The following is a 14,156-nucleotide window of genomic DNA, read 5'->3' on the forward strand; positions in this document are numbered from 1 at the left end:
AACCCTTGATGACACCTCTCTCCACGCCTCCCACTCCCCGCTAATTTTTCCCTCTCCGGTTCGTTTTATAGGGACGACGTGCCTTTGTGCTTCCCGCCTATTGCTCCGGACTCCAAGAAATGAATGCTGAAGACTCCTTGAAACTTGCTCGCCGGTTTATCGGGTTGCCCCTGGAAAAACGCCAATTGTTCCTGCAGGCCTTGCAGAAAGAAGGTGTGGATTTTTCCCGGTTTCCGATTCCGGCAGGGGTGGAGGCGGAGGATCGCCAGACGCTGTCCTATGCGCAGCAACGCATGTGGTTTCTTTGGCAACTGGACCCGGCCAGTGGCGCCTACAACTTGCCCGGTGCGGTGCGGCTCAAGGGGACGTTGAGCCTCGACGCGCTGGAACGGGCGTTTGCCAGCCTGGTTGCGCGCCACGAAACCCTGCGCACGGTGTTCCAGCGCCAGGCCGATGAGCGCCTGGTGCAGGTCGCGACCGAAGCGTCGCTGACCGTCGAGCAACTCGACCTGAGCCATCTGGCCCCTGCTGAGCGTGAACAGGCCGTCAACGAAGCCGCGACCCATCAATCGCTGCTGCCATTTGACCTGGAAAGCGGCCCGCTGCTGCGTGTGCAACTGCTCAAGCTTGACCCCCAGGAGCACGTGCTGCTGCTGACCCTGCACCACATCGTCTCCGATGGTTGGTCGATGAATGTGCTGATCGACGAGTTCATCCGCTGCTACGACGCCCATGAGCGCAAGCAAGCCCCGCAGTTGCCGGCGTTGCCAATCCAGTACAGCGACTACGCCCTGTGGCAGCGCCGTTGGCTGGAGGCAGGGGAGCAGGCCCGCCAGTTGGACTATTGGAAAGCCCGTCTGGGCGACGAGCACCCGGTACTGGAACTGCCGACGGACCGCCCACGCCCGGCCATGCCGAGCTATCAGGGCGCGCGCCACAACTTCGCGATCGAGCCGGCGTTGGCCGCACAGTTGCGCACCTGCGCGCAAAAGCACAACGTCACCCTGTTCATGCTGTTGCTCGGCGCGTTCAACGTGCTGCTGCATCGCTATACGGGGCAGGGCGATATTCGTATCGGCGTGCCGATTGCCAACCGCAACCGCGCTGAAGTCGAAGGCCTGATCGGTTTTTTCGTCAACACCCAGGTTCTGCGTACCGAACTGACCGGGCAGACCCGAATCATTGAGCTGCTGCAAGGCATCAAGGAGCACGCGCTGGGAGCCCAGGCCCATCAGGAGTTGCCATTCGAGCGTTTGGTGGAAGCCCTCAAGGTCGAGCGCAGCCTCAGTCACACGCCGCTGTTCCAGGTCATGTACAACCACCAGCCGGTCGTGGCCGATATTGCCAGCGTCAGCACCGCTTCCGGCCTGGAGCTGGCACTTGTGGAGTGGCAAGGCCGCACCACCCAGTTCGACTTGACCCTTGATACCTATGAAAAATCCGGCACCCTGCATGCCGCGCTGACTTACGCCAATGACCTGTTCGACGCGCCGTCCATCAAACGCATGGCCGGGCACTGGATCCGACTGTTGCAGGCCATGGTCGCCGACGGTGAGCAGCGTATCGGTGAGTTGCCGATGCTGGCTGCGGATGAACAGCAGGTGTTGGTTCAAACGTGGAACCAGACCGCTGAGGCATATCCGACCGAGCGCGGCATTCATCATCTGATCGAGGACCAGGTACGGGCCACGCCCGATGCGCCGGCGCTGGTGTTCGGCACTGTCACACTGACCTACGCCCAACTCGATGCCCGCGCCAACCAACTGGCCCATGCGTTGCGCGAGAAGGGCGTTGGCCCTGACGCCTTGGTGGGGATCTGCGTCGAACGCTCTATCGACATGGTGGTCGGCTTGCTGGCGATTCTCAAGGCGGGTGGTGCCTATGTCCCACTGGACCCGGAATACCCCCAGGAACGCCTGGCCTACATGATCGAGGACAGCGGCATCCAGTTGTTGCTCAGCCAGCGTAGCCTGTTGCCGTTGCTGCCCACCGATGGCATCCAGGTGATTGCCCTGGATCAGCCGACTGACTGGCTCGATGGCTACCCTACTGAGTCGCCAAGCGTCACCCTGCATGCGCTGAACCTGGCTTATGTGATCTACACCTCCGGCTCCACTGGTAAGCCCAAGGGGGCCGGCAACAGCCATCGCGCGCTGGTCAACCGCTTGTGCTGGATGCAACAGGCCTATGGTCTTGACGCCAGCGATGCGGTCCTGCAGAAAACTCCGTTCAGCTTCGACGTTTCGGTATGGGAGTTCTTCTGGCCGTTGATGACCGGTGCTCGCCTGGTGATCGCAGCGCCAGGTGAGCACCGTGAACCGGCACGTTTGATCGAGACCATTGGGCAGCACGGCATCACCACCTTGCACTTCGTGCCGTCGATGCTCCAGGCGTTTATCCATGAGCCGGGTGTGCAGGCCTGCAGCAGTCTGCTGCGCATCGTCTGCAGCGGCGAAGCCTTGCCGCTGGATGCGCAGTGGCAGGTGTTCGCCAAGTTGCCAAAAGCCGGCCTGTTCAACCTCTACGGCCCGACCGAAGCGGCCATCGACGTCACCCACTGGACTTGCGTCGACGAAGGCGCCGACAGTGTGCCCATCGGCCGGCCCATCGCCAACCTTGGCACCTACGTGCTCGATGCCCAGCTCAACCCGGTGCCGGCAGGTGTCAGCGGCGAGCTGTACCTGGGCGGTGCCGGCCTGGCCCGCAGCTACCACCGGCGCCCGGCCCTGACCGCCGAGCGTTTTGTGCCCAGCCCCTTTGGTGACGGCGCGCGTCTGTACCGTACTGGCGACCGTGTGCGCCAGCGGGCGGATGGGGTGATCGAATACCTGGGGCGTCTCGATCATCAGGTCAAGCTGCGCGGTCTGCGTATCGAGTTGGGTGAAATCGAGACGCGCCTGATGCAGCACCCCTCGGTGCGTGAAGCCGTGGTGCTGGTGCAGGGAGGCAAGCAACTGGTGGCTTACCTGGTGCTGGAAAACCACGCGCCAGGAGACCTCAAGGCCTGGCTGCTCAACAGCCTGCCGGAATACATGGTCCCGACCCATATGGTGCAACTGGCCAAGCTGCCGGTGACTGCCAATGGCAAGCTCGATCGCAAGGCACTGCCGTTGCCGGACGCCGCACCACAGCAGGTGTATGTGGCACCGGAAAACGAACTGCAAAAAGCCCTGGCTACGATCTGGAGCGATGTGCTTGGAGTGAAGCAAGTCGGCCTGGAAGACAACTTTTTCGAGCTGGGCGGCGACTCGATCATCTCGATCCAGGTGGTCAGCCGTGCGCGCCAGGTGGGCATTCGCCTCAGCCCTCGCGACTTGTTCCAGTACCAGAGCGTTCGCAGCCTGGCGCGGGCAGCGACCTTTGAACAAGCGACGGTTATTGATCAGGAGCCGATCACCGGAGAGGTTATCCTCACACCTGTGCAGCACAGCTTTTTTGAGCAGTCGATCCCGGCGCGGCAGCATTGGAACCAATCGTTGCTGCTGACCCCGCGCGAAGCTCTGGAACCAGCGCGCCTTGAAGCAGCCTTGACTCGGTTGATCAACCACCATGACGCGCTGCGACTGCGTTTTGTGCAGCAGGCCAGCGGTTGGCAGCAGGCTCACGCCGAGCCGGTGGCAACCGCTTCGCTGTGGCAGTCCCACATCTGTGACGATGCGGCGTTGGCCGCGCTGTGCGATGAGGCCCAGCGTAGCCTCAACCTTGAACAGGGCCCCCTGCTGCGCGCTGCGCTGGCAACCCTGGCCGATGGCAGTCAGCGCCTGTTGCTGGTGGTGCATCACCTGGCGGTGGACGGCGTGTCGTGGCGCATCCTGCTCGAAGACCTGCAACAGGCCTACCGTAACGCCGCGTTGCCGGCCAAGACCAGCGCCTACCAGCTGTGGGCAGAGCACTTGCACGCCCATGCGCAGATGCTGAATGATCAACTGCCGTATTGGCAGGCGCAGGCGGTGAGCGTCGACCTGCCGTGCGACAACCCCCAGGGCGGCCTGCAAAACCGCCTGGGCAGCAAGCTCGAGATTCGCCTCAGCGCCGAGCTCACCCGCCAACTGTTGCAAGACGCCCCGGCAGCCTATCGCACCCAGGTCAACGACTTGCTGCTGACCGCGTTGGCGCGGGTCATCAGCCGCTGGAGCGAGCAGCCTGCCGCGCTGATCCAGCTGGAAGGCCATGGGCGCGAAGACCTGTTCGACACGGTGGACCTGAGCCGCACCGTCGGCTGGTTCACCAGCCTGTTCCCGGTGCGCCTGCAAGCCGGTGGCGAACTGTCGAGTGCAATCAAATCGGTGAAAGAGCAACTGCGCGCCGTGCCGCAAAAAGGTATCGGCTATGGTCTGCTGCGCTACCTCGGCACGCCTGAGGCCCGCGAAATCCTGTCGAACCTGGCCGCGCCGCGCATCACCTTCAACTACCTGGGTCAGTTCGACCGCCAGTTCGACGAGTCGGCGTTGTTCATTCCGTCGACCCAGGGCAGCGGCCAGGCCCAGGACCCCGAAGCGCCGCTGGCCAACTGGCTGACGGTGGAAGGGCAGGTATACGGCGGTGAATTGGCTTTGCAGTGGGGCTTTAGCCGCGACATGTTCGAGGTGTCGACGGTCCAGCGCCTGGCGGATGACTACGCGGCGGAACTCACGGCTCTGATCGAACATTGTTGCGCCACCCCAGCCGGGCAAATCACCCCTTCGGACTTCCCACTGGCCCGCCTGACCCAGCAGCAACTGGACGCGTTGCCCATCGCGGGGCCGGCCATTGCCGATCTCTACCCGCTGTCCCCGATGCAGCAGGGCATGTTGTTCCACACCCTGTACGAGCCTGAGGCCGAGGCCTATATCAACCAGATGCGCCTGGATATCGAAGGCCTGGATTTGCTGCTGTTCGGCCGTGCCTGGCAAGCCGCGCTGGACCGCCATGACATCCTGCGCAGCAGCTTTCATTGGCTCGGCCTGGATAGCGCGCATCAGGTGATCCAGCGTCAGGTCGATGTGCAGTTGCACGTGATCGAAGATATCGACGCCGATTTCGATGCGCTCGCTACCGCTGAGCGCGAGCAAGGTTTCGCGCTGAATGCGGCGCCGCTGTTCCGCCTGATGCTGGTGCGCGGTGCGGGCACGGCCTGGCACTTGATTTTCACCAGCCACCACATCCTTATGGACGGCTGGAGTAATGCCCAGTTGCTGGGCGAAGTCATCGCTCACTATGCCGGGCACGTCGTGCCTGCGCCGCTGGGGCAGTTCCGCGATTACCTGGGCTGGTTGCAGCAGCAAGCGTCAGGCGAGGCGTTCTGGAAAGCCACCCTGACACCGTTGCAGGCGCCTACTTTGCTGGCGCAGGCGCTGCGTGTACCCGCCGAAGGGCAAGGCATGGCTGACCATCAGACGGTGCTTGAGGGCGACTTCACGCGTGCCCTCGGTGAGTTTGCCGGTCGCCAGAAAGTCACCCTCAATACCGTGCTTCAAGGTGCCTGGAGCCTGTTGCTGCAACGCTATACCGGCCAGGACTGCGTGGCCTTTGGTGCCACGGTCGCGGGGCGCTCGGCACCGTTGCCGGGGATCGAACAGCAACTGGGGCTGTTCATCAATACGCTGCCCATCGTCAGCTGCGCCTCGCCAGCCCTGTCGGTTGCCGACTGGCTGGGTGAGCTGCAGGCCCTCAACCTGAGCCTGCGTGACCACGAGCATGTGCCGCTCTATGAGATCCAGGGTTGGGCGGGGCAGCAGGGGGCGGCGCTGTTCGACACCTTGCTGGTGTTCGAAAACTTCCCGGTGGCCGAAGCTTTGAAGCAAGGCGCGCCCGCCGGGTTGACGTTTGGCCGGATGCATAATCATGAGCAAACCCACTACCCACTGACCCTGGGCATTGAGTTGGGCACCAGCCTGCGCCTGGCGTTCGGTTACGACCGTGCGCGTTTCAGCGCACAACAGGTCGCTCGACTCAGTGGCAACCTGCAACAGCTGCTGGTGCAGATGCTTGCGGATGCCCAGGCGCCCCTGGGCAATCTGCGCCTGCTCGACCAGGCCGATCAAGGTGATGTGCTTGCCCTCAGCCAGTCACCGAGCGCCGCCCAGCGCGACCTGCGCGTGCACGAACGCATCGCGGCCCAGGCCGCCGCCACGCCAGACGCGCTGGCGGTGCAGGCAGGCGACGAGCGCTTGAGCTACGCCCAGCTCAATGCGCGCGCCAACCGTCTTGCCCATCGCCTGCTGGAACTTGGCGTTGGGCCGGGCCAGCGTGTGGGCCTGGCGGCGCGACGTGGTCCGCAGTTGATCGTCAGCCTGCTGGCGGTGCTCAAAAGCGGCGCCGCCTATGTGCCGCTGGACCCGAACTATCCCGACGAACGCCTGGCCTACATGCTGACGGACAGCCGCCTGGATCTGCTGCTCAGCGAAACCGGGCTGCTGGCCCTCCTGACGTTGCCTCAGGGGTTGGAGCGCCTGGACTTCACAGCCTCCGGCACGGAGCTGGCAGGCTACCCGTCAACCAATCCACCCAACCCTGCAGCGGCCGCTGACCTTGCCTATGTGATCTACACCTCCGGCTCCACCGGGCTGCCCAAGGGTGTGGCCATCGATCATGCGGCCCTTGGGCAGTTCTGCGACAGCGCCGAGGCTTACAGCCGCCTGAGCGCGACGGACCGTGTGCTGCAATTCGCCACCTTCAGCTTCGACGGCTTCGTCGAGCAATGCTACCCACCCCTGTGTGTGGGCGCCGCATTGATCATGCGTGGCGATGAGTTGTGGGACGCCGGGCAACTGGCGCGGGAAATCGTCGAGCAGGGCGTGACCCTCGCGGACTTGCCGGCCGCTTACTGGTATTTGCTGGCCAAAGAGTGTGCCGTCGACCAGCGCACCCTGGGCAACCTGCGCCAGGTGCATGTGGGCGGCGAGGCGATGTCGGTGGAAGGCTTGCGCGCCTGGCACGCCGCTGGTCTGGGCGATGTGCGCCTGGTCAACACTTACGGGCCTACCGAGGCGACCGTGGTGTCCAGCGTGCATGACTGCCAGTTGGCGGATGCCAGTGATGCGCTCGGTGTGCCGATTGGCCGGGCGACCGAAGGTCGTTCATTGTATGTGCTGGACAGCGGTTTCGAGCTGCTTGCTACCGATGGCGTCGGTGAGTTGTGCATCGGCGCCCAGCAAGGCCTGGCTCAACGCTATTTCGACCGCCCGGCACTGACTGCCGAACGCTTCCTGCCGGACCCGTTCTCTGCCGTGCCGGGTGCGCGTCTCTACCGCAGTGGCGACTTGGCCCGTTACAACGAAGCGGGGGCGCTGGAGTACGTCGGGCGTATCGACCATCAAGTGAAAATCCGCGGTTTCCGCGTGGAAATGGGCGAGATCGAAGCCAGCCTGCAAGCTTTGCCGCAGCTGCGTGAAGTCGCCGTCGTCGCGCAGTCGAGCGCGATAGGTACGCAATTGGTGGCCTATGTGGTGCCCGTTACCGGGCAAACTTTGGACTCGCAAGCATTGGCGGCCACATTGCGCCAATCCCTGCCGGACTACATGGTGCCGGGGCACTGGGTCATCCTCGATGCCTTGCCGTTGACCAACAACGGCAAGCTCGACCGCCGCGCACTGCCGGCACCGGACCTGAACCTGGCGCGCCAGGCCTACCTGGCGCCGCAAAATCTTCTGCAGGCGCGACTGGCCGCTATCTGGCAAGCAGTGTTGCAGGTAGAGCAGGTGGGGCTCAATGATCACTTCTTCGAGCGTGGTGGCCATTCGTTGCTGGCGACTCAGGTGATCTCCCGCGTACGCCATGATCTCAGGCTGGAAGTGCCGTTGCGGGCCCTGTTCGAACAGCCAACGCTGGAGGCGTTCGCGGCCGCTTGCACAGGGGTGCAATCCGTCACCGCGCTGCCCTTGGTGGCGGTGACGCGTGATCAGCCACTGGCACTGTCTTTCGCCCAGGAGCGCCAGTGGTTCCTCTGGCAACTGGACCCCACCAGCGCCGCCTACCATGTGCCCAGTGCGTTGCACCTGCGCGGCCGATTGGACATCGCGGCGCTGGAGCAGGCATTCCAGGCCCTGGTGCAACGCCATGAGCCGCTGCGCACCACCTTTGTGGAAGAGGGTGAGCACACCTGGCAGGTGATTCACCCAAGCCTGGCGATGCCGATCGAACAGCAGCGGGTGGACGCCTCGTCGATCGAGCACGCGGTGGCGCAGGAAATCCGGCGCCCGTTCGACCTGGTCAATGGCCCGCTGATGCGCGTCAAGTTGCTGGAGGTCGAGGCCGAGCACCATGTGCTGGTGATCACCCAGCACCACATCATCTCCGACGGTTGGTCGATGCAGGTGATGGTCGACGAACTGATCGCGCTGTATCTGGGCCAGGCCCAATTACCCGCGCTGCCGATCCAGTACGTCGACTATGCCCTGTGGCAACGCGATTGGATGGCGGCGGGTGAAAAACAGCGTCAACTCGATTACTGGCGCACACGGCTGGGTGCCGAGCATCCGGTGCTCGAATTGCCTCTGGACCATCCGCGCCCGGCGGAACAAAGCCGTCGCGGTGCGCGCAATCAGATCCAGTTGGACAACGCGCTGGTGACCCAGCTCAAGGCCCTGGCCCAGCGCCAGGAGGTGACCTTGTTCGTGTTGTTGCTGGCGTCGTTCCAGACCTTGCTGCATCGCTACAGTGGGCAGTCCAAGATCCGTGTCGGCGTGCCGATCGCCAACCGCAACCGCCTGGAAACCGAGCGTCTGGTCGGCTTCTTCGTCAACACCCAAGTGCTGCAGGCCGACGTCCACGGGCAGATGGCGTTCGACCAATTACTCGCCCAGGTCAAGCAGCGCACGCAGGAAGCCCAGGCTCACCAGGACTTGCCGTTCGAGCAATTGGTGGAAGCCTTGCAGCCGGAGCGCAGCCTCAGTCATAACCCGCTGTTCCAGGTGATGTTCAACCATCAGGACAACCTGCGCGCAGCCCCGGTGCAATTGCCTGGCCTGGACCTGCAACCGGTGGATTGGACAGGGCACAGCACCCAATTCGATCTTAACCTGGAGACCGAAGAATCCGCTGAAGGCCTGTGGGCGTCCTTGACCTACGCCACCGACCTGTTCGACGCGGCCACCCTGGAGCGTCTGGCGGAACACTGGCAAAACCTGTTGCATGCCGTGGTACGCGACGCGTCCCAGGCCGTGGATGAACTGGCGATGCTCAGTGCGCCGCAATCGCACCAGATGGTCCAAGCCTGGAATGCCACCGCGTTCGACTATCCGCGTGAGCAGTGCGTGCACCAACTGTTCGAGGCCCAGGCCCTGGCACAGCCGGACGCACTGGCGCTGCACTTCTGTGGTCAAGCCCTGAGCTACGCTGAACTCAACCGTCGCGCCAACCGCATGGCCCACCGCCTGATCGCGGCGGGTGTGGGGCCGGACGTGCTGGTGGCACTGCATGTCGAGCGTTCACTGGACATGGTGGTCGGCCTGCTGGCGACCCTCAAGGCGGGTGGCGCCTATGTGCCGCTCGACCCTCAATTTCCGGCGGACCGCCTGGCCTTCATGCTCGAAGACAGCCGCGCCCGGGTGCTGCTGACCCAACCGCATCTGGTGGACCGCCTGGCGCAACCACAAGATGTGCGGGTGTTGATGGTCTGTGATGCCGACGCTGCCGAGCACAATCCGCACGTCAACGTCACACCGGAACACCTGGCCTACGTGATTTACACCTCCGGCTCCACCGGCAGACCCAAAGGTGTGATGGTGCGCCACCAGGCACTTAACAGTTTTACCTGTGGCATGGCCGCCACCCTGGACATCGGCGCGGACGCGCGGATGCTGTCGCTGACGACTTTCTCGTTCGACATTTTCGCCCTGGAGCTGTACGTGCCATTGACGGTCGGCGCCACCGTATTGCTGAGTGGTCAGGCACTGGCCCTCGACCCGGAAGCCATCATCGACCTGGTGCACAGCCAGTGCGCCACTGTGCTGCAAGCCACGCCGTCGACCTGGCGCATGCTGTTGGAAAGCCCGCGTGCCCGCCTGCTGCACGGTATCAAGAGCCTCTGCGGCGGCGAAGCGCTGCCGGTCGACCTGGCGCAACGTATGCTCGACCTGCAAGGCCCGCTGTGGAACCTCTATGGTCCTACGGAAACCACCATCTGGTCGACGGCCCATCGCCTGTACGAAGCACAGCCTTTTGTTGGACGGCCCGTCGCCAACACTGCGTTGTTCATCCTCAATGCCGGGCTGGCACCCACCCCGGTGGGCGCTGCCGGTGAGCTGCTGATCGGCGGTGTCGGCCTGGCGCGCGGTTACCACGAGTGCCCTGCGCTGACTGCCGAGCGCTTTGTACCCAACCCCTTTGGCGCGCCCGGTGAGCGCCTGTACCGCACCGGTGACCTGGCTCGTTACCGTGCTGACGGTGTGGTGGAGTACATCGGCCGGGTCGATCATCAGGTGAAGGTGCGTGGGTTCCGAATCGAGCTGGGTGAAATCGAAGCCTGCCTGCGCGAACATGCCGGCGTACGCGAAGCCGTAGTCCTGGCCGACAACGATCGCCTGATCGCCTACCTGGTCAGCACCGCGCCCGACGCGCCGGACGTCTATAAGGCCGCCCTGCGCCAGCGCCTGCCGGACTACATGGTGCCAGCGCATCTGATGTTCCTCGACAGCCTGCCCCTGACCCCCAACGGCAAGCTCGATCGCAAGGCGTTGCCGGCGTTGGATGCTTCGCTTTGGCGCAAGGGTCATGTGGCGCCAGTGACCCTGCGTGAGCAGCAGGTCGCGGCCATCTGGGCCGCAGTGCTGGACCTGCCGCAAGTCGGCCTCGACGACCATTTCTTCGAACTGGGCGGGCATTCGTTGTTGGCTACGCGGGTGGTGTCGCGGGTTCGCCAGGTGCTGGCGTTGGAAGTGGCGCTCAAGACCTTGTTCGAGCACCCGCTGCTGGGTGACTTCGTGCAGGCTTTGGGCGAGGAGGGCGTCGTTGCCCCGGTGATGCTCAAGGCCGACCGCAGCCAACCGCTGCCGCTGTCTTATGCCCAGGAGCGCCAATGGTTCCTTTGGCAGCTGGACCCGCAAAGCACTGCGTACCATATCCCCAACGCATTACGTTTGCAGGGGCCACTGGACCTGGCTGCGCTGCAACGCAGTTTCGACACATTGCTGGCGCGCCATGAAAGTCTGCGCACCCATTTACGCCAAGAGGCTGCGGGTGCGGTACAGGTCATTGAAGACTCGGGCCTGATTGAGGTCGACCTGCTCGACACCGATGAAACCGACCTCAAGGCCCGGGTCGCTGAAGTGGTTGCGCAGCCGTTCGACCTGCTGCGCGGGCCGCTGCTACGAGTGAAACTGCTGCGCATGGACGCCAATGATCATGTGCTGGTGCTGGTTCAGCACCACATCGTCTCGGATGGCTGGTCGATGCAATTGATGGTCGAAGAGCTGGTGCAGCTTTACGCGGCGTTCAGCCAAGGCCAGGTGCCAGAACTGCCGACATTGACGCTCCAGTACGCCGACTACGCCCTGTGGCAACGGAACTGGATGGAGGCCGGTGAAAAAGCCCGTCAACTGGCCTATTGGCAGGCCCAGTTGGGTGGGGTGCAGCCGGTGTTGGAGTTGCCCTTCGACTACCTGCGTCCGGCCGTGCAAAGCCATCGCGGCGCACGGCTGGGCATCGAGCTGCAACCGCAGCTCCTGGCCGGTTTACGCAGGCTCGCGCAGAACGTTGGGGTCACGTTGCCGATGGTGCTGCTGGCGTCCTACCAGGCATTGCTGCACCGTTACAGCGGGCAGGAAGACGTGCGCGTCGGCGTGCCGGTTGCCAACCGCAATCGCCTGGAAACCGAGGGGCTGATCGGCTTCTTCGTCAACACTCAGGTACTCAAGGCCGATATCCATGGGCAGATGAGCGTGGTGCAACTGTTGCAACAGGCTCGCCAACGTTCCCTTGAGGCCCAGGCTCACCAGGACCTGCCGTTCGAGCAACTGGTCGAGGCCCTGCAACCGGAGCGCAGCATGAGCCTGAGCCCGCTGTTCCAGGTGCTGTTCAACCACCGCATGACCTCGGCCGACAACCACTTGCAGCGCCTCACCGAACTGGACGTTGAGGTGTTGAGCTGGGATGAAGGCGTGGCCCAGTTCGACCTGGCACTGGACGTGGAGGAAAGCCAGGCGACGCTGCGTGCGTCCCTGAGTTACGCCACCGACCTGTTTGCCCCGGCGACTATCGAACGCATGGCCGGCCACTGGCAAAACCTGTTGCAGGCGATGGTTGCCGACCAACAGCAACCCATTAGCCAACTGAACCTGTTGGGCCAGGATGAGCAACAACACATCCTGCAGCTGTGGAATCAGCGCGACGCCGGTTTCTCTGCTACGCGCCTGGTGCACGAGTTGGTGGCCGATCGCGCCCGGGAAACCCCGACGGCGGTGGCCGTGAAATTCGATGCGCAGACGCTGACCTACGGCGAACTGGACAGCCAGGCCAACCGCCTGGCCCATGCGCTGATCGCCCGTGGCGTCGGCCCCGAAGTGCGTGTGGCGATTGCCATGCCGCGCAGCGCCGAAATCATGGTGGCGTTCCTGGCGGTGATGAAGGCCGGTGGCGTCTACGTGCCGCTGGATATCGAATACCCGCGTGATCGCCTGCTGTACATGATGCAAGACAGTCGCGCCCGACTGCTGCTGACCCACAGCAGTGCGTTACAGCAACTGCCGATTCCCGACGGCCTGGATAGCCTGGCGATGGATCGTGTCGAGGACTGGATGGGTTACAGCGACGCTGCACCCAACGTGACACTGGACGGCGACAACCTCGCGTACGTGATCTACACCTCTGGCTCCACCGGTTTGCCCAAAGGCGTGGCGGTGTCCCACGGCCCCTTGGTGGCGCATATCATCGCCACCGGCGAGCGTTATGAAACCTCACCAGCCGATTGCGAACTGCACTTCATGTCGTTCGCCTTCGACGGCTCCCACGAAGGCTGGATGCACCCGCTGATCAACGGCGCCAGCGTGCTGATTCGCGATGACAGCCTGTGGTTGCCGGAATACACCTACGCGCAGATGCATCGTCATAACGTGACCATGGCGGTGTTCCCGCCGGTTTACTTGCAGCAATTGGCCGAGCATGCCGAGCGTGACGGCAACCCGCCGGCTGTGCGTGTGTACTGCTTTGGTGGTGACGCGGTGGCGCAAGCCAGCTACGACCTGGCCTGGCGTGCGCTGAAGCCAACCTACCTGTTCAACGGCTACGGCCCGACCGAAACCGTGGTCACGCCATTGCTGTGGAAGGCCCGTCGTGGTGATCCTTGCGGTGCCGTCTATGCCCCCATTGGCACCCTGTTGGGCAATCGCAGCGGCTACGTGCTGGACGCGCAACTCAACCTGCAACCCATCGGCGTGGCCGGTGAGTTGTACCTGGGCGGCGAGGGCGTTGCGCGGGGTTATCTGGAGCGTCCGGCACTCACCGCCGAGCGTTTCGTACCGGACCCGTTCGGCAAACCCGGCAGCCGTGTGTACCGCAGCGGCGACCTGACCCGTGGCCGCCCGGATGGCGTGGTGGATTACCTGGGTCGCGTCGACCATCAGGTGAAGATCCGTGGTTTCCGTATCGAATTGGGCGAGATCGAAGCGCGCCTGCGCGAACACAGCAATGTGGGCGAAACCGTCGTGGTCGCCCAGGACGGACCGACGGGCAAACAGTTGGTGGCCTATGTGGTTCCGGCAGATGCCAACCTGGCCGACCAGGCCGTGTTCCGCGACAACCTGCGCCGTGCCCTGAAAGCCGGGCTGCCGGACTACATGGTGCCGACGCACTTCATGTTCCTGGCGCAGATGCCATTGACCCCCAACGGCAAGCTCGACCGCAAGGGCCTGCCCGAGCCGGATGCGAGCCTGCTGCAACAGGCCTATGTGGCCCCTGAAACCGAGCTGGAACAGCAGATCGCCGCCATCTGGGCCGACGTGCTGCGCCTGCCGCAAGTGGGCATGAACGACAACTTCTTCGAGGTGGGCGGGCATTCTCTGCTGGCGATCCAGATCACCTCGCGGGTGCAGGCCGAACTGGGCCTGGAAGTGCCGTTGCTGGAAGTGTTCCAGACCGAAACGCTGCGTGCTTATGTGCAGGCCGCTGCCACTTTCTGCGCCGGCAGCGCGGAAGATTTTGATGACCTTCGTGACTTTTTGAGCGAACTAGAGGCGATTTGA

At 63.7% G+C, this 14,156-nt stretch carries 1 protein-coding gene; it reads left to right on the top strand.

Annotated elements, in window-relative coordinates; all coding sequences use genetic code 11:
* The first annotated feature begins 119 nt into the window (after nucleotides 1–119).
* Complete coding sequence (locus LVW35_RS11300; protein ID WP_233895536.1) at nucleotides 120–14,156, top strand: non-ribosomal peptide synthase/polyketide synthase; 14,037 nt, start codon at nucleotides 120–122, stop codon at nucleotides 14,154–14,156.

The sequence above is a fragment of the Pseudomonas sp. HN11 genome (genome assembly GCF_021390155.1).
In the GTDB taxonomy this organism is placed as follows: domain Bacteria; phylum Pseudomonadota; class Gammaproteobacteria; order Pseudomonadales; family Pseudomonadaceae; genus Aquipseudomonas.